Annotated in this window: 17 protein-coding genes and 1 riboswitch; of the genes, 8 read left to right on the top strand and 9 right to left on the bottom strand. The window is 63.9% G+C overall.

The genetic code is table 11. The features are described 5' to 3' along the window. Positions 1-134 precede the first annotated feature (134 nt). The 4 genes from ABB30_RS14920 (at position 135) to pnuC (ending at position 5,245) form a co-directional block, all read left to right on the top strand. Positions 135-1,088 carry a cation diffusion facilitator family transporter gene (locus ABB30_RS14920; protein ID WP_057639119.1) on the top strand — a complete coding sequence of 318 codons (954 nt, stop codon included), beginning with the start codon at positions 135-137 and terminating at the stop codon, positions 1,086-1,088. Between the two features lie 70 nt (positions 1,089-1,158). After that, entirely contained in the window at positions 1,159-2,295 is a 1,137-nt protein-coding gene (locus ABB30_RS14915; RefSeq protein ID WP_057639102.1) for a phosphotransferase enzyme family protein, read from the top strand. 42 nt (positions 2,296-2,337) lie between these two features. Further along, a riboswitch (TPP riboswitch) is annotated at positions 2,338-2,433 on the top strand. Positions 2,434-2,507: 74 nt separating this feature from the next. After that, the gene (locus ABB30_RS14910; RefSeq protein ID WP_057639118.1) at positions 2,508-4,682 is read left to right on the top strand and encodes a TonB-dependent siderophore receptor; all 2,175 of its coding nucleotides are present in this window, start codon (positions 2,508-2,510) and stop codon (positions 4,680-4,682) included. Next, positions 4,679-5,245, top strand: coding sequence for a nicotinamide riboside transporter PnuC (pnuC, locus tag ABB30_RS14905; protein ID WP_211263500.1), 567 nt, complete (start codon positions 4,679-4,681; stop codon positions 5,243-5,245). Before ABB30_RS14910 ends, pnuC begins: the two co-directional genes overlap by 4 nt. A gap of 48 nt (positions 5,246-5,293) precedes the next feature. Here pnuC and ABB30_RS14900 read toward each other — a convergent pair whose 3' ends face one another. Further along, positions 5,294-5,968 carry a TraX family protein gene (locus tag ABB30_RS14900; RefSeq protein ID WP_057639101.1) on the bottom strand — a complete coding sequence of 225 codons (675 nt, stop codon included), beginning with the start codon at positions 5,966-5,968 and terminating at the stop codon, positions 5,294-5,296. A gap of 344 nt (positions 5,969-6,312) precedes the next feature. Here ABB30_RS14900 and ABB30_RS14895 point away from each other — a divergent pair, with 344 nt between their 5' ends. Next, a complete protein-coding gene (locus tag ABB30_RS14895) occupies positions 6,313-7,665 on the top strand; it encodes an OmpA family protein (RefSeq protein ID WP_057639100.1) in 1,353 nt (450 codons plus the stop codon). 140 nt (positions 7,666-7,805) lie between these two features. Here ABB30_RS14895 and ABB30_RS16890 read toward each other — a convergent pair whose 3' ends face one another. Continuing rightward, positions 7,806-7,940, bottom strand: a complete 135-nt coding sequence (locus ABB30_RS16890; RefSeq protein WP_275452405.1) for a hypothetical protein — start codon at positions 7,938-7,940, stop codon at positions 7,806-7,808. 530 nt (positions 7,941-8,470) lie between these two features. Between ABB30_RS16890 and cfa the strand changes: the two genes are divergently transcribed. Beyond that, positions 8,471-9,586 carry a cyclopropane fatty acyl phospholipid synthase gene (cfa, locus tag ABB30_RS14890; RefSeq protein ID WP_083489913.1) on the top strand — a complete coding sequence of 372 codons (1,116 nt, stop codon included), beginning with the start codon at positions 8,471-8,473 and terminating at the stop codon, positions 9,584-9,586. A gap of 128 nt (positions 9,587-9,714) precedes the next feature. On the opposite strand, the gene ABB30_RS14885 is transcribed toward cfa, so the two are convergent. The 4 genes from ABB30_RS14885 to ABB30_RS16355 all read right to left on the bottom strand — a co-directional run bounded on the left by ABB30_RS14885 (position 9,715) and on the right by ABB30_RS16355 (position 12,177). Then, positions 9,715-10,377 carry a hypothetical protein gene (locus tag ABB30_RS14885; RefSeq protein WP_425477418.1) on the bottom strand — a complete coding sequence of 221 codons (663 nt, stop codon included), beginning with the start codon at positions 10,375-10,377 and terminating at the stop codon, positions 9,715-9,717. A gap of 174 nt (positions 10,378-10,551) precedes the next feature. Beyond that, positions 10,552-10,821, bottom strand: a complete 270-nt coding sequence (locus tag ABB30_RS14880) for a hypothetical protein (protein ID WP_057639098.1) — start codon at positions 10,819-10,821, stop codon at positions 10,552-10,554. Positions 10,822-11,053: 232 nt separating this feature from the next. After that, a complete protein-coding gene (locus ABB30_RS14875; RefSeq protein ID WP_161808872.1) occupies positions 11,054-11,803 on the bottom strand; it encodes a lysozyme inhibitor LprI family protein in 750 nt (249 codons plus the stop codon). A gap of 134 nt (positions 11,804-11,937) precedes the next feature. Further along, the gene (locus ABB30_RS16355; RefSeq protein WP_152980776.1) at positions 11,938-12,177 is read right to left on the bottom strand and encodes a hypothetical protein; all 240 of its coding nucleotides are present in this window, start codon (positions 12,175-12,177) and stop codon (positions 11,938-11,940) included. Positions 12,178-12,511: 334 nt separating this feature from the next. Here ABB30_RS16355 and ABB30_RS14865 point away from each other — a divergent pair, with 334 nt between their 5' ends. Continuing rightward, complete coding sequence (locus tag ABB30_RS14865; RefSeq protein WP_152980775.1) at positions 12,512-12,979, top strand: hypothetical protein; 468 nt, start codon at positions 12,512-12,514, stop codon at positions 12,977-12,979. Between the two features lie 60 nt (positions 12,980-13,039). Here the strand turns inward: ABB30_RS14865 and ABB30_RS14860 are convergent, their stop codons facing one another. After that, positions 13,040-13,846: a hypothetical protein gene (locus ABB30_RS14860; RefSeq protein ID WP_152980774.1), complete on the bottom strand. Its 807-nt coding sequence runs from the start codon at positions 13,844-13,846 to the stop codon at positions 13,040-13,042. Between the two features lie 158 nt (positions 13,847-14,004). Between ABB30_RS14860 and ABB30_RS14855 the strand changes: the two genes are divergently transcribed. After that, positions 14,005-14,700 carry a transposase gene (locus ABB30_RS14855; RefSeq protein WP_057639093.1) on the top strand — a complete coding sequence of 232 codons (696 nt, stop codon included), beginning with the start codon at positions 14,005-14,007 and terminating at the stop codon, positions 14,698-14,700. Positions 14,701-14,826: 126 nt separating this feature from the next. Here ABB30_RS14855 and ABB30_RS14850 read toward each other — a convergent pair whose 3' ends face one another. Together ABB30_RS14850 and ABB30_RS16350 are read right to left on the bottom strand one after the other, a co-directional pair. Continuing rightward, a complete protein-coding gene (locus ABB30_RS14850; RefSeq protein ID WP_211263499.1) occupies positions 14,827-15,837 on the bottom strand; it encodes a hypothetical protein in 1,011 nt (336 codons plus the stop codon). Between the two features lie 313 nt (positions 15,838-16,150). Continuing rightward, on the bottom strand, positions 16,151-16,269 hold a 119-nt coding region (locus tag ABB30_RS16350; RefSeq protein WP_152980773.1), incomplete at its 5' end, for an integrase core domain-containing protein.

The raw sequence follows: 16,269 nt of genomic DNA, 5'->3' as shown, positions 1-16,269 counted from the left end.
GCCGGGCATTATGCCGCCCCCTGCCCCGGCGCAGGCACGCCGTTGCCGGCGCATGCGCTACCGTGTTGTTTCCCGGCAGGCCGCAAGGCAAGCGCCAGCCGGGCGGTTTCCCTTCCTGCCTGATGAAGATGGTCATGTCCCGCTGGTTGCACATTCCCGCCCTTGCCGATGAGCGCAGCGTGCTGCGCACCTCGATCACCGCCACCCTGCTGATCGCCCTGCTCGGTGTCGGTTTCGGCCTGTATTCGGGCTCGTTCTCGATCGTGTTTGACGGCGTGTATTCACTGATCGACGCCGGCATGAGCCTGCTCTCGCTGCTGGCGGTCAACCTGATCACCGCCTATGCCAGTTCCAAGGGCCTGTCACGCAAGCTGCGCGAGCGCTTCTCGATGGGCTTCTGGCACCTGGAACCGCTGATCCTGGGCCTCAACGGCACCCTGCTGGCCAGTGCCGCGCTGTATGCGCTGGTCACCGCGGTGGACAGCCTGCTCAACGGCGGGCGCGAGCTGCAGTTCGGCTGGGCCATCGGCTATGCCAGTGTGACCCTGCTGGTGTGCGTGCTGGTGGCCATTGTCGAGGCCCGGGCCAACCGCCGCATCCAGTCCGATTTCGTGCGCCTGGACGTGCAAGGCTGGTTCATGTCCGCCGGCATCACCAGCGCCCTGCTGCTGGCCTTCGTGCTCGGCCATGCCCTGCAGGACACCCGCTGGCAGTGGCTGACCCCGTACATCGACCCGGCCGTGCTGGCCGTGGTGTGCCTGTTGATCCTGCCCATCCCGGTGGCGGTGGTGCGCAAGGCGCTGTCGGAGATCCTGCTGATCACCCCGCCGGAGTTGAAGCAGCACGTGGACGAGGTGGCCAGCGCCTTCGTCAAGAAGCATGGCTTCCTCTACCACCGCGCCTATGTGGCCAAGGTCGGGCGCTCCAAGGAAGTGGAGCTGTTCTTCATCGTGCCTGCGGACTGGCCGGCGATGACCATCGGCCAGTGGGATGCGCTGCGTGAGGAAATCGGCGCGCTGATCGGCGATGAAGGCCCGGACCGCTGGATCACCATCATGTTCACCGCCGACCCGGAATGGGCCGAGTGAGCCGCAACCACCGCCACTTGCGGTTACCCTGCCCGCCCCCTTCTTGCCACCGCCTTGCCGGCACCGCGCCATGAGCACCCTCCAGCACCGCGTCCAGGGCCTGAACAACGACCAGGTCGCCGCCGACTGGCCGGCCATCGGCATGGACGAGGTCCACGCCCTGCAGCCGCACTTTGCTGCCCTGCGCGGCGCCACGACAGTGCGCTGGCACAGCCCGCGGCCGATGTCGGCAGCGGCCATCATCGACACCGACAACGGCCCGGTGTTTCTCAAGCGCCACCACCGAAGCGTGCGTGATGCCGTCACGTTGGGCGAAGAACACCGCTTCATCGCCCATCTTGCCACTGCCAGCCTGCCGGTGGTGCAACTGCTCGCCGCAGCAGACGGCGCCACCGCGATCGAACACGGCCAGTGGACCTACGAGCTGCACGCGCTGGCGGCCGGCGATGACCGCTACCGCGACCTGCCCTCGTGGGTACCGCCGACCAGCGTGCACGATGCCCGTGCCGCCGGGGGGATGCTGGCACGCCTGCACCAGGCCGCGGCCAGCTACCAGGCGCCCCAGCGCAGCACCCACATGCTGGTGGCCCGCGATGACCTGATCCGCAGCGCTGACCCGATCACCGGGCTGCAGCAGCAACTGCCCGCGCGGCCGGCGCTGGCCGCCTGGCTGGCCGGCAAACCCTGGCAGCAACAGCTGCAGCAGCACCTGCTGCCCTGGCACCAGCGTCTGGGCACGCGTCTGGCCCAGCAGCCACGGCTGTGGACGCACAACGACTGGCATGTCTCCAACCTGCTCTGGCACGGGCAGGGCGCACACAGCGAAGTGGCCTGTGTGTTCGACTTCGGCCTGGCCTCACCGACCAGCGCCCTGTTTGACCTGGCCACCGCGATCGAGCGCAACGCGGTGGCCTGGTTGAGCCTGGACGACGGCATGGCCGCCGTGCACACCGACATCGCCCTGGCCCTGCTCGACGGCTACCGCCAGCAGCAGCCGCTGGTCCCGGACCAGGTGCAGTTGCTGGCCGACCTGCTGCCGCTGGTGCACCTGGATTTCGCCCTCTCCGAGGTCGAGTATTTCCACGCCGCCACCGGCTCGCCGGCCAATGCCGACATCGCTTGGCACGACTTCCTGCTCGGCCATGCGCAGTGGTTCCATTCGCCCGCCGGCCAGGCCCTGCTGCAGGCACTGCGCGCCGCTGCCTGAACCCGGGGGCGGGCGAAATCCTTTCGACTGTGCTCAAATACGGCCCTGAAGCGGGGGTGCCTGGCGTTGCCAGGCTGAGAGAGTCCCTTGGAACCTGATCCGGTTTGCACCGGCGTAGGGAGCTTTGAGCAGCAACACACCCGGCCTTCGATGGCAGGGCCGTGCGTGCGTGCCTTCGCTTCGTCTTCCTTTTTCGGCTGATGAAGAACCGCATGAACCGCTGCCATTCGATCTCGCTGTTGACTGCCGCCCTGAGCGCCGCGCTGCCGCTGTACGCCAGCAATCTGGACACCGAAACCACCCAGGACTCGCCCACCGAGCTGGCAGCCGTGCGCGTGCAGGCCACCCAGCACAGCGATGCCGGCAACAGCCCGTCCGGCAGTTTCGGTGGCGGTGAGTGGCGCAGCACGCCGACCGCAGCCACCGTGCTGGACCGCCAGCTGATCGACAGCCGCCAGGTGCGCAGCCTGTCCGAGCTGGCCCAGAGCGATGCCTCGCTGGGCGACAGCTACGCCCCGGTCGGCTACTACCAGAACATCGCCATCCGCGGCTTCGCCCTGGACACGGCCACTGGCTACCAGTTCAACGGCCTGAGCATGGCCGGCGAGCAGCGTCTGGCCCTGGAGCACATCGCCAAGGTGGAAGTGCTCAAGGGCGAAGCCGGCCTGGCTGCCGGGGTGATGGCCCCGGGCGGATTGATCAACTTTGTCGGCAAGCGCCCGCAGGCGGTGCGCGAACTGACCCTGGCCACCGATGCCGAAGGCAGCCGCTATGCCGCCATCGATGTGGGCCACTGGCTCAGCCCGCGCTTTGGCGTGCGTTTGAATGCCGCCTTCGATGACAACCACTCCTACATCGAGCATGCCGATGGCCGGCGCAATTTTTATTCGCTGGCCACCGACTGGAAGATCAGCGAGCGCTCCCGCCTGGAGGTGGATGCCAACTACCAGACCAGCGCCCAGCGTTCGGCCTCGGCCTACCAGCTGCTGGGCGCCAGCGTGCTGCCGGGCAAGGTGGACCGCACCCAGCTGATCGGCTACCAGGCCTGGCAGGCACCGGTGGCCATTGCCAGCAGCAACCTCAGTGCCGTGCACACCCACGATTTCAGCCCGGCCTGGCAGTCGCGCATTGCCGTCAGCCACAGCCGCACGGTGATCGATGACAACGTCGCCTTCGCCTACGGCTGCTACTACGCCGACGGCTGCGCCGATGGCAGCGTGCCGGGCAATTTCTTCGCCCCCAATGGCGATTACGACATCTACGACTACCGCAGCCCGGATGACACCCGCCGCAACCAGCAGCTGCGCGCCGAACTGCGCGGGCGCTTCCATACCGGTGCCATCAGCCACCAGCTGCTGCTGGGCGTGGATGGTTTCCGCCGCAGCGTGGACCGCCGCAGCAATGTCAACGAATACGTCGGCACCGGCAATATCTTTGATGCCCAGGTACCGCAGTTCAGCCCCTCGCCGCTGCAGCCCGGCGCATCGGTACGCCGCCTGCACAGCGAGCAGCTAGCCGTCTTCGTGCTGGACCGCATGACCCTGGGCAATGGCTGGGAATGGCTGGCCGGTGGCCGTTTCGTACGCCTGGAAGAAACTGCCCGCAACAAGCGCGGCGTGGTGGAACGTGACAGCGAACTGTCGCGCTTCCTGCCGCAGACCGCCCTGCTGTGGCGTGCCAACGCGCAGCTGAGTGTGTATGCCAGCTACGTGGAAGGCATCGCCCTGGGCCAGGAAGCCCCGTTCTGGACCAGCAATGACGGCCAGTTCCTGCCGGCACAGCGCTCACGCCAGACCGAGCTCGGGCTCAAATATGCTCCCAGCGATGCACTGCAGCTGGGCGCCACCGTGTTCCGCACCACCCGCCCCCTGCAGTACGCACAGCCCGATACCAGCGATGCCGGCCATACCTTCGTTGCCCAGGGCCAGCAGGCCCATACCGGGCTGGAACTCAGTGCCAGCGGCCAGGTCGGTGAGCACCTGCGCCTGCATGCCAGCGCCAGCGTGCTGCGCGCACGCGCCGACAACAGCGGCAGCCCGGCACTGGAAGGCCACCAGCTGATCAACGTGCCCACCACCCGTGCCAGCGTGCATGCCGATTACAGCCTGCCTGCCGTGCAGGGGCTGGGCATCACCGGTGGCTGGCGCCATGCCTCGGCCAATGTGGCCACCGCCGACGGCCGGGTGCGCGCACCGGGCTACCACGTGTTCGATGCCGGCCTGCGCTACCAGCACCAGCTCCAGGGCCATGCGCTGCGCTGGCAGCTGTCGGTGGACAACCTGTTTGACCGTTTCTACTGGCGTGACACCGGCAGCAGTGCCGGCGATTACTACCTGTTCCCGGGTTCGCCGCGTCAGGCCCGGCTCTCGGTCAGCATCGCGCTATGAGCCCGGCAGTGCTGGAGTGGTCGGCGGTCGCCTTCAGCATCCTCGGCGTCTGGCTGATGGCGCAACGGCACCTGCTGGCCTGGCCGGTGGGGTTGGTGTCGGTAGGCCTGTACGCGCTGGTGTTTGCCCAGGTCCGCCTGTATTCGGACGCCCTGCTGCAGGGTGCCTTCGCCCTGTTCCTGCTGTACGGCTGGCTGACCTGGCGCTGGCAATTGCACGATCAGGGCCAGATCCGCATCGCGCCATTGCCGGCCCGGCAGTGCGCGCGTGATCTGGGCATCGGCCTGGTTGGTGGCCTGGGCCTGGGCGCACTGATGCATTACCACACCGATGCCGCCCTGCCCTGGCTGGATGCCCTGCTGGCCGCCTTCAGCCTGGTGGCGCAGTGGTGGCAGGCCCGCCGCCATGTCGCCACCTGGTGGCTGTGGATCGTGCTGGACGTGGTCTACATCGGCATGTACCTGGTCAAATCGCTGCATGTCACCGCCGCGCTGTACCTGCTGTTCGTCGGCCTGGCCGTGATCGGCCTGCGCGCCTGGCGCAAGGCCGCCAGTACTGACTGAAACCGCTGGCCGGGCGTCACTGCCGACGCCCGGCACCAGCCGCACCGCTCAACCTGCCGGCCAGTGCCACCACAGGGCCAGCGCGGCCAAGTGGCCGCTGTAGTACAGGTAGAAGAACCAGCGCGTGCGGGGAATGGGCCAGCTGCTGCGGCCGAGCAGTGCCACCAGTGGCAAAGCCAGCAGCGCCCAGCCGTTGCCGTTGAACAGGCACAGCAGGCCAAGCGTGGCCACGGCCAGCAGGCCATGGAAGACCAGCTCGTGGCGCACCGCCGGGCGGGTGCACGCGCTGCGGTAGAACAGCCACCACGCCAGCACCAGGCCGGCACCGAACCAGCGGTATTCCACCCACATGCCGCCCAGCGCGAACAGGGCCATGGCCCAACCGCTGCGCCCCCGCTGCTGCAGGACCAGGCAGGCGGCGACCAGCGCAAATGTCCACAGCACGTTCAACGGCAGCACGCTGTTGAAGGTCAATGCATAGAACGGCTGGGCCAGCACCGCCCAGGGCAGCAGGCGGCGCAGGGATTTCAGTGCATCGGCGCCGGGCTGGGCCAGGTTGCAGGCCATCACCATGACAAACAACGGAAACGCCACCCGCCCCAGTTCGGACACCACCGGCACGTAGCCGCCGTACACGACCTTGGCCACGTGGTCGCCGGTCATCAACAGCAGCGCAATCCATTTGAGCCACTCGCGCGCCGGGCTGCTCAGGCTGTAGAGCATGACGTCCAGTTCCGTTGAACAAGCCGCCAGTATGCCTGTGCACCAAACCGGGCCGCTGGAAAGACGCCAGCCGCATCGGCCGCAGCGCTGCATCACACCGGTGCACGGCGGGGGCCAGTGATGCGGTGACACCGATCACCCCGGCCAGCGCCAGCCACAGGGGTCTCAGCGACGCACTGAAACTGAATTGGCGAAAGCGGAGACGGCCGTCCCATTCGTGTCAATTTGGTGAAAAAAGCATCATTTGTGCTTAACGTCTGATCGGCAACGCGATGCTTTGCTATCGCCAGCCGCAGCCTGAAGCCGGGGCGCCGTCCCGACATGCTGCTGCATCGGAGGAAAGGATGTTTGATGCACTCATCCGTGAAGCCACCGAGCGCTTCGGGCTCGGCGACAAGGCGCGGCCATTCATCAGCCTGCTGATCAGCATGATCTTCGACAAGGGCCACAACGGCTTTGCAGGCCTGCGCGAACGTTTCCATCAAGTGGGGCTGGGCGATGCCTTCGGCTCCTGGATCAGTGGCCAGGCCGGCGACAACGTGCTGCAGCCGGACCAGTTCAGCAGCGTGGTCGGCAATGACCACGTCACCAGCATGGCCAGCAAGCTCGGCGTACCAAATGCGGCCGTCACCGTGGCCGGTGCCACCCTGCTGCCCAAGCTGATCAGCCTGCTCACCCCCAATGGCAGCATCCCGGTGGTGCCACCGGCCGAAGCCGGCCACCTGCTGCTGGACCAGCGTGACCGCCAGTCCACTGCCGCCGCCTTCCGCCACAGCCCGGCCAATGCCGCACCGGCCGGTGGCAGCGCCGGCTGGCTGAAATGGCTGGTGATGCTGGCCATCCTGGTCATTGCCGTGTTGCTGGCACGCAGCTGCATGAAGCAGGACACCCCGGCAACCTCCGCCAGCAACGCCAGCACCACCACCCCGGCAGCCAACAGCCCGGCGGCACAGGCCGATGCGCGTTTCGGCATGGAAACCGCCGCCGGCAAGGTCACTGTCAGTGGCCAGGTGCCCAGCGAGGCGGACAAGACCCGGCTGTGGGATGCGCTGGTGGCCACCTTCGGTGCCGGCAATGTCAACGGCGATATCCGGGTGGATACCAACACCCTGCCGGCAGGCTGGTTGGACAAGCTGATTGCGGCCCTGCCCGAGCTCAAGGCCGATGGCATCAAGCTGGGCTTTGACGGCGACAAGCTGCACATCGACACCAATGGCCTGGATGACGAGCAGCGCTTCGGCCTGAGCGACAAGCTGCGTGGCCTGTTCGGTGGCTACGAGATCAGCGGCCTGTGGGACCGTGCCGCTGCCGCCCTGTCGGGCCTGAAGGCCGGTTTTACCGGTGACGAGCTGGTGGGTGCGTTGAACCTGATGAACATCTACTTCGACACCGGTTCGGCCAGCATCACCCGTGACAGCCAGCAGACCCTGCGCAGCGCTGCCGATGCGATCAAGCAGGCCCCGGCCGACACCCGCATCGAGGTGGCCGGGCATACCGACAACACCGGTGATGCCGCCGCCAACCTCACCCTGAGCCAGCAGCGTGCCGATGCGGTGGCCACGCGTCTGGGCGAACTGGGCGTGAGTGCCGGCGTGCTCAGCACCAAGGGCTATGGCCAGGAAAAGCCGCGCGCCGACAATGCCACAGAAGAAGGCAAGGCACAGAACCGCCGTATCGAGTTCAGTGTGGTCAAGTAAACACGCCCGGGCCGGGCCGTTGCCCAGGCAGGCCCCGGCAATGCTGAAAAACAACAAGCCGGCATCTGCCGGCTTGTTGTTTTGGCCCGGGTGCGGCGCTGTGGCTGCCGGGAGGCCAGCGCCAGCATTACCGCACCGGATTATTCATTGTTGTCTGCAGCCGGCTCTTCAGCCGGGCGGTTGGCGGCCTGCTTGCGGGCGAGCTTTTCATCCTTCTTCTTCTTGGCTGCCAGTTCGCGTTGGCGCTTTTCAAAAGCGTAATTGGGTTTGGCCATGACAGGCTCACAGGTCAGCGGAAGAGGCCTTCAGTCTACGCACTATTGCCACAACCCCGGCCCAAGCCCGGCTACCCCGGCCTGCAGCACATGGCGAAAACCACGTTAAAACGCATGCACGTGGCAGCGTTTTGACCAGCGCCGGCACAGGCACAAAGGTGCCGCCGGCTGCATCCACGCCCTGACGGCATCGCCTGCCAGCAGCGTGGAAAAGCTCGCCGCGCCAAAACAACAAGCCGGCCATGGGCCGGCTTGTTGCCGCTACACAGGCTGGCGCGATGCTTCCAAACCTTGCCGCCAAGCCTGCGGATTACAGCTTGAAATCATCCAGGCCGATACGGCTGCGGATCGCAGCGCCCGACAGCGCCGTATGCCACTGGCTGCACGTACACCCCAGGCCGGTACATCACCCCCGGGCCTGCCCCTGATCCCCTGCCTGTCAACTGCCTTGTCGGCGGGCAAACATGGGCGCAGGCAAGCTTGCCCAGACAGCCGGTTGTGATCGGCCAATCATGGGACTGGAGGTGCACGTGGAAGCTGGGGTGCAGCGCAGGGTCATTGCCCTGCTCGATGAGGCCGGGATCCAGGTTGGCGGCAGCCAGCCCTGGGACATCCAGATCCACGACCCGCAGTTCCATGCCCGGGTGCTGGCCGAAGGCTCGTTGGGGCTGGGCGAAAGCTACATGGACGGCTGGTGGGACGCGCCCTCGCTGGACGCCTTCCTGGCCCGGCTGATGCAGGCCCGGCTGGACGCCCGCGTGCATGGCAGCGGCGAGGTCTGGGATGCGCTGAAGGCCCGCCTGATCAACCTGCAGGCCGGCCAACGCAGCTTTGAGGTGGGCAAGCGCCACTACGACCTGGGCAATGACCTGTACCAGGCCATGCTTGGCCAGCGCCTGGTCTACAGCTGTGGCTACTGGGCCCATGCCGACAACCTGGACCAGGCCCAGCACGACAAGCTCGACCTGATCTGCCGCAAGCTGGACCTGCAACCGGGCATGCGCGTGCTGGACATCGGCTGCGGCTGGGGCGAAGCACTGAAATTTGCCGCTGAGAAATACGCTGTGAGCGGGGTGGGCGTGACCATCTCGCAGGAACAGGCCATCTATGCCCGCCAGCTGTGCCAGGGCCTGCCGGTGGACATCCGCCTGCAGGACTACCACCAGCTGGACGAACCCTTCGACGCCATCCTGTCGGTGGGCATGTTCGAGCATGTCGGGGTAAAGAACTACCGCAGCTACTTCGAAGTGGCACGGCGCTGCCTGCGGCCAGAGGGGCATTTCCTGCTGCACAGCATCGGCAGCAACCTCAGCCGCGAGCGTACCGACGCGTGGATTGCCCGCTACATCTTTCCCAACTCCATGCTGCCCTCGGCCGCACAGATCAGCACGGCGATGGAAGGCCTGTTCGTGCTGGAGGACTGGCACAACTTCGGCACCGATTACGACCTCACCCTGCAGGCCTGGCGCGACAACATCGAGGCAGCGTGGGACCAACTGGACGCGCGTTACGACGAGCGCTTCCGGCGCATGTGGCGCTTCTACCTGGCCGGCTCGATGGCCACCTTCCGCATCCGCCAATCGCAGCTGTGGCAGTTGCTGCTCAGCCCCAACGGTATCCCCGGCGGCTGCCGGGTGCCACGCTGAGCAACGCGGCGCGAACAACGGTGGCGGCGCGGCCAGGCCGCAACATCACACAACGCACATGGCCTGCCGCCTGCCACCTGCCGTAGTGATCAGCCGCAGGCTTCCATCGCACGGTGCTGCCCGTGTCTTTATTCGCGTGCAGGCTTGTTGCGCCGCTTGCCCTTGCTGCTGCCCGATTCGCGGCTCTGCGCGAACTCGGGGAAGGTATCGGCCATGGAATCGGTGTCCGGCAGGATGTAGAAAATACCGCCGCGATCGAAAGTGGAGCGGACAACCTGCTCATAGAAGCCGCTATCGACATTGATGCAACCGTGGGTAACCCGGTTGTCATCCGGGGTGGCCGAAGCCAGGCGTTCGGCGCGGTGCTCGGCAGGCGTGCCGGCTGCGGTGGGGTGGATGGAAACGGCTGACTCGTAATCCACCCACAGCACCCGGCCCGCATCAATCGAGGGGCCATAGCCGCCGACGAAACGGCCGGCGGGGGTGGTGCGGTCACGCCCGGGAATCTCGCGCAGGGCCAGGCCGGCAATGCCCGGCGCGGTGTGGTCGCCCACCGCCGAACCGAACAGGCCCGGGGCAGCGCCACGCAGGCGGCCATCGCCACCAAACACCAGCACCTGCGCTGCCGCCTTGTCGATCACCGCGAACGGATAGCCGTGGTTGTCTTTGGATGCGACAACCCAACCGGCCAGGTCGATCACCGTTGCCGAAACCTCCTGGTCACGCGGCAACTGGTCAACCACATCCGGTGCCGGCCCGGGGGCGTCCTGCGCCTGTGCTGTCGGCGCCATGAATGCAAGCGACAAGGCCAGCAGCCCGATGCCACGTACGGAACGGATCACGGAAGGTTTTGTCATACGGGTTGGCCCCTGCCCAGAATCAACGACGGCGGATTCAAACGAAACCGGTGGCCACAACGGCCACCGGTTTCCAATGCATTGCGGCTTACAACGGCATGCGGGCCATCAACCGCGCGGGGTGCGGGTCGGGGCACGTTCCAGCTGCTGCACACGGCCTTCGATCTGGTCCAGGCGCTGGTTGGCCTGCTGTGCGGAGCGGTTGGCCGCATCGGCGCTTTGAGCCGCGCCCTGCACCTTCGAATCGATCTGATCCAGACGCGTGTTGATGGTGGCGAACTCTTCCTTGTAGGTAGCACAACCAGAGAAGCTGACGGCGGCAACCATTGCCACACCGAACAGACGGGCCTTGGTCAGATGCTGCTTGGCGATAGACATTGGACTCTCCTTCGCTTGGGGAGTCTGGAATATAGCCACGTTTGTTGCGCCTGCTGTCGAGGCTGTTGGCGCTCATTTCAGTACATAAACTCAATCTAACTATTTGTTTTTCATTAAAAAGACGACTTCGTCACACACAACCGGGACATACGGCCCGAACCGGCAAGGTCGCCTGGAACAAAGCAGCAGTTCAATTGAGGCACTACTGAATCACTGACCATGCCGCAACGGCTCAGTCATCACCCGGCGCAACCTGCGTCACCATCAAGTCGTCATGTTCACCGGATGGAAGCGTCCGATGTACATCGCCATAGGTGGACACGGCGATCACCTGTCCATCCCCGCTACGGAAATGCATCGTGCATTGCCCTGTTCCGCTGCAGGCAGACAATTCCGGCAATTGCTCACAAGCTTGGCAGGCAGTGGGATCATTCGCACACAGACGCGCAAAGTCGGTGCCGACCACATTGACCCGGCACTGCGCATCACGGCGAGGCTGCCAACCCGAGGCCATCAACTGGCTACGCAGCGTGGTGTAAGCCATGCCCCGCTGCCACGGAGGAAGTACGGCCATGGCCTGCGGCGGCTGTGCAGGCTGCACCGGCCCCAACACGTCCAGGTAGCCCTGCAGGATTTCCACACGCGCACTGTGCCGGAGCAGATCATTCAGGCCATTCTGCAGATTTCCGGCTGGGGAGGCATCGTAGAGTGCAGCTTCAAATTCGCCATCCATCGCACTGGATTGCAGCCACGCCTGCTGTGCGCTCAGCATCATCTCCCGCTGCCGTCCTTGCAGCCGCGACAGCAACGCTTGGTGGGCCTGTGCCAGGCGCGCATCCTGACGCTGCCGTTCGTCGGAAAGGCAGACCGCCTCATCCAGCATTGACCGCGCTTGTTCGCGGCATTGGTAAAAGCCGGCGCTCAAACCATCGCGGTTCACTGCGCCGGCTGTGGTAGCGCCGCACATCAGGACCAACAGCATCAAGGTCATACCTCGCCAACACTGCCTCATGCACTCCTCCATGTCGTCCGGTTTGGATTTCCTCAACACCCCAACAATCAACCCGCCCAGCGGCGATAACGATGAAATGAGTACAACAAGCTCGCAAGCACGAATCACAAACCGGCCTGCAGCACCTGCTCACCATCAAGATGCCGCAGCACCACAGTCTTTCCTTGAAAAGGAATGCGCACCCTGCCATCACCCGGAGGCAACCCGGGAAGCAGCTTCGCCATGGCCTCGCATCGGCTTTTGATGGAGCAACGGATGATCCTGACCGACAACGTCTGGCCATCCACGCGGTAATCGACACCGGGGACGTAGTAATAGGTCTCAGGAGGGACCTTGAAGTCCATTTGTACGATCCCGCCATCGAGCTGAGTCAAGACAACCGGATTCACAGAGGCCATGGAGTAAGCAGCCGCCCCCGCCTCTCTTGTGCATGCCGTCATCATCGAAAGACAGAGCAAAGCTACGGACAATTCATACAAAGCCATAGGAATCCCCATGAGAACCACGCTATCAATGGATAGTCATTGATGAACGAGCGACGCATCAACACACCACATCCTCGGGATGTGACAGGCATCAACTTCGAGGTTGCAGCGCGCCGCTGGCCATGCAGTCCACAACGCCAATAGTGGCGTCAGGCTGGCGTAATTGATCACTGATCCAGGACTGGAGTTGAGCATGGCCAAGGATCTGTACAACCATGCAGCCTCACAAGGCATATTTGGAGGTGGATGCATGCAGCACACAATGCCTGGCTTGCAGCGCAATCCGGTGCTGATCGCCTTTGCGCTTGCCGCCATGCTGCAAGGATGCCAAGCCGCGAGCCTGACGCCACGGCCAAGCTTTGACACCCAGCAAACTGCCGCCGCTGCCAAGCGCGCCTTGCAGCGGTTGAACCCGGCCGGCACACACCTGGATGACGCGGCACGCAACATGGAGCAGGCGGGCTTTCAGTGCCAGCCCCTGGCCACTGCGGCTGCCGGGTATCAACTCTCGATGCTCTGCACTGTTTCGACAATCAACACGCCATCCATCGCATCCGCATCGCCCACTCCGGTCCTTTGGACCGTAGCGCTGGACTCAGTGGATGCACACACGCTGAGCAACCTGCATGCCAGCCGTTCGCCCAAGGATCTGGGTGAGTGACCCTCGGAAAGTCCGGACCAGACTGACGTGGCCCGTGTTTTCCCAAGCGTCATCGAGGCTTTACCGCTCAGCATGCTGGATCTCGAAGCCCGATCCGGTCCATACCAGCATGCCGCCATCCACCACGCCCTGCTTATCGTAGCCGGGCGTGTCATCCGGCAAAGCGCGGTCCGGATCCTGTTCCATGAAGACCCACATGTGATGACTCCCGGCAAATCCGCCAGGTGCGATGTAGGGCGTGCTTATTCCGCGAATTTTCAGTTCCTCCATCATTGCAGGCGTGATCTGCGGGAAGAACTTGCCGGGCACCTCATGTACAGGCTCAAGCGTCCCATCCGGGTTTACCAAAAACAAAAGCAGGCCCGTTTCCAGCCTGCCGGTTGGAAACCTTGTCATCCAATCGCAACTTTGCACCACGCTTGCTGGCAGATCCTGCTGCCCGGCCCGGCGCAGCACACTGAGCTGATTTCGCAAGCCATCGCATCCCAAGCGCATGGAGAAGGCAAGACCGCCCTTGCTGCCACCGACAGCAGGAAAGTGCCGGAACCATACATCCGGCTTGTTGTGGTGGCCATACAGATCAATGCCTTGATGCGCACTGTAATGCAAAGATGAAATTATCTTCGCCGCCTCCGACGGCAGCTGAAGATAGTCACGCAGAACGCCATCAATCATCCCTGAAATAGCCTGTGGCACCGGCACCCATATAACTGGCGACGGTGAGGCGTAATGCGTTGTATCCATACCCGTGATGCGCGTCGTGCTCGGCTTCTCCTGTTCACCGCGTACGGCCAGGATCGTGCCAGGTGTCAACAACAATACCCAGAACAACATTGCAGCTACGAGAATATTTGGTGATCGGATCATCTGACGGCTCCCATGGCATGCGTCTGTTCTGCTTCCCCAATACTCACCGAAAAACCCGGGTCAGAGTGAACTTTCCGGCAGGCTGCTGCACTTTTCGCTGATGGTGGCCCACGTGAAGGCAGCCCACCGTGGGCATGTCACCCGCCACGGATATCGCCATGCCCCGCCAGCCCCGTATCGACCTGCCCGGCATTGCCCAGCACATCGTGCAACGGGGCAATGATCGTCAGCCCTGCTTCTTCAACCCCACCGACTACCAACGCTACCTGCAAGACCTGCGTGAGCTGTGCCTGCAGCACCAGTGCCGGTTGCATGCCTGGGTACTGATGACCAACCACGTGCATCTGTTGCTTACTCCGCAGTGCAGCGGGGCAACAGGTGTGCTGATGCAGTGCCTGGGGCGGCGCTATGTGCGCTACGTCAATGACCGTTACTTCCGCACCGGCACCCTGTGGGAAGGCCGTTACAAGGCCTGCCTGGTCGGCGATGACGACTACCTGCTGACCTGCATGCGTTACGTCGAGCTCAACCCGGTACGCGCCGGAATGGTGGCCGACCCGGCCGACTATCCATGGTCCAGCCATCACGCCACCGCCCATGGCCGCGATGCCCACCTGCTGCAGCCACATCCCAGCTGGCTGGCCTTGGATCATGACCCAATACAACGCCAGCAGCGCTGGCGCGCCTTCGTCATGGCGGGCATCACCCACGACGACCCAGACCCACTACGCCTGTGCCTGCAGCGCCAGCATCCCTACGGCAGCGACCACTTCCGCGCCGCCATCGAGGCCCAGCTCGGCCGCCGCTGCGGCCCCGCCAAAATCGGCCGTCCCAAAAAGCAAAGGCCAGAGTGAAGCTCACTCCGGCCTTACTTCCTGCATCGCCATGCATCACCTGCGCTGCCAGACCTCATTCAGGGGCGTCCACAAAACCTGGTGCAATCCAACCTGGCTAACCCGTGCCCGCAACTGCTTGGTGGTTTACTCCATGAGTAGCACGACGTCATGGGGTGTAAGACGAAAACGCAGCAGCTCTATTCCAAGCTCTTCCAGCGCTTCCTCAATACCAGCCGGCAATACTCCCTCTTCCGGCAGGACGAGCACACGGCGACCGGCTCGCACGCCGTGCACCATCAACTGCCCGATTCCAGCATAGACGCTCGACCGATCGGTCGATGTTTTTACCTCAAAGACGTCCTCAAGCTGATCGCCCTTGGCGACACCCAGGTCAATCAGCACGTTCTTCACCAGCCGTCGCCCTCGCTTGAGGCCCGCCTCCTGAAGCCACGCACTCAGTGCATCGACCACCTCGCCGTGACGCGATATGTAGTCCAGCACGCGGCCGCGATGGCCGGAACGGGAACCCATGGGCTCGGCGTAGTACTCCCGCAATTGGGCCAATCGGCGCTGGAATTCGGGTGAGTCCACTTCGCCTTCGCGTACAGCATCCTTGAACGCTGCAACTATGCTTACGTAGCGCAGCAAAGTGCGCGCGGCACCCTTGCCCTCCACCGGCCCCATCAGCACGCCCTCACGATAGGCGCCCTCGGAGTCCATCACTTGTCGCAGGGGTTCGTTGCTCCAGGCAAGAAATGCCTCTTTGCCCACACCTGCCCGGCCACCACCGATCCGCGCGGAGTGAAAAAGGTAGATCCGGCCGGTGTCCGAATGGCGGGCGAAGAATCCGCCAACTCGGTCATTGCGGCCTTCTTCTACGACATTGACCTCGACGGTGATGCTGACACCATCATTGTCAGAATAGAGACCAAACCAGTTCAACCGGCGCGGGGTCCTGGTGGAGCCCGCCGTCAGCGCACCGGACCAATACCAATACTTGCCGAAGGTCTTGATCGTTTCGTGCGGGCGTCGACCACCGGGATAACCGATATCACGAACCACGTTACCGTCGCTTTGTTGTTCCAGCGTCAGTTCAAGCAGTTCCTGGGCGCGCGCGATCTCTGCACGCATTTCAAGCATGATGAACATCAACATCCCCTGTCATTAGACGGTTTCCTTCAGGCCATCTGTCAGCGCCAGCGTCTTGAGAAGATAATACAGTGACGCCCTAACGGCAATACAGGCTAACTGACCCCGCAAGAGGAGCATTTAATCTCCCTGCGACACCCATTCTCAATCTAAAGATTAGTGAGGTCGTGCTGATAGATCATACCTGCAGACCAACCCTTCATCACGGCCAAGGCAGCCAGTACCGGAGCCTGCCCTACAGGGCAAAAACGGCGAAAGCGCAAATCCAACTGAGCATGAGCAGGCCTGGCATGCCTTACGACAATCGTAAGCTCCCCCGTCAAGCAGACACTTCAAAAGTAGAACCTTCGACGTACTGGTTGCGGTACTCGACCGGACTCATGCCGCCAAGTGAATCGTGAGGTCGCTCTTCGTTGTAATTGATCATCCACCAGTAGG

It is taken from the genome of Stenotrophomonas ginsengisoli (genome assembly GCF_001431485.1).
In the GTDB taxonomy this organism is placed as follows: domain Bacteria; phylum Pseudomonadota; class Gammaproteobacteria; order Xanthomonadales; family Xanthomonadaceae; genus Stenotrophomonas; species Stenotrophomonas ginsengisoli.
Note: the sequence above shows the minus strand (reverse complement) of the source record. Positions and strands in the feature narration are given on the sequence as shown.

What these genes read in the sequence shown, in the direction of transcription:
- ABB30_RS14855 (WP_057639093.1), top strand. Translation starts at nt 14,005, where the DNA reads ATGCCCCGCCAGCCCCGTATCGACCTGCCCGGCATTGCCCAGCACATC.
- ABB30_RS14850 (WP_211263499.1), bottom strand. Translation starts at nt 15,837, where the DNA reads ATGTTGATGTTCATCATGCTTGAAATGCGTGCAGAGATCGCGCGCGCC.
- ABB30_RS14920 (WP_057639119.1), top strand. Translation starts at nt 135, where the DNA reads ATGTCCCGCTGGTTGCACATTCCCGCCCTTGCCGATGAGCGCAGCGTG.
- ABB30_RS16890 (WP_275452405.1), bottom strand. Translation starts at nt 7,940, where the DNA reads ATGGCCAAACCCAATTACGCTTTTGAAAAGCGCCAACGCGAACTGGCA.
- ABB30_RS14900 (WP_057639101.1), bottom strand. Translation starts at nt 5,968, where the DNA reads ATGCTCTACAGCCTGAGCAGCCCGGCGCGCGAGTGGCTCAAATGGATT.
- ABB30_RS16355 (WP_152980776.1), bottom strand. Translation starts at nt 12,177, where the DNA reads ATGGACTTCAAGGTCCCTCCTGAGACCTATTACTACGTCCCCGGTGTC.
- ABB30_RS14875 (WP_161808872.1), bottom strand. Translation starts at nt 11,803, where the DNA reads ATGCTGTTGGTCCTGATGTGCGGCGCTACCACAGCCGGCGCAGTGAAC.
- ABB30_RS14910 (WP_057639118.1), top strand. Translation starts at nt 2,508, where the DNA reads ATGAACCGCTGCCATTCGATCTCGCTGTTGACTGCCGCCCTGAGCGCC.
- ABB30_RS14865 (WP_152980775.1), top strand. Translation starts at nt 12,512, where the DNA reads ATGGCCAAGGATCTGTACAACCATGCAGCCTCACAAGGCATATTTGGA.
- pnuC (WP_211263500.1), top strand. Translation starts at nt 4,679, where the DNA reads ATGAGCCCGGCAGTGCTGGAGTGGTCGGCGGTCGCCTTCAGCATCCTC.
- ABB30_RS14915 (WP_057639102.1), top strand. Translation starts at nt 1,159, where the DNA reads ATGAGCACCCTCCAGCACCGCGTCCAGGGCCTGAACAACGACCAGGTC.
- ABB30_RS14880 (WP_057639098.1), bottom strand. Translation starts at nt 10,821, where the DNA reads ATGTCTATCGCCAAGCAGCATCTGACCAAGGCCCGTCTGTTCGGTGTG.
- ABB30_RS14860 (WP_152980774.1), bottom strand. Translation starts at nt 13,846, where the DNA reads ATGATCCGATCACCAAATATTCTCGTAGCTGCAATGTTGTTCTGGGTA.
- ABB30_RS14885 (WP_425477418.1), bottom strand. Translation starts at nt 10,377, where the DNA reads ATGGCGCCGACAGCACAGGCGCAGGACGCCCCCGGGCCGGCACCGGAT.
- ABB30_RS14895 (WP_057639100.1), top strand. Translation starts at nt 6,313, where the DNA reads ATGTTTGATGCACTCATCCGTGAAGCCACCGAGCGCTTCGGGCTCGGC.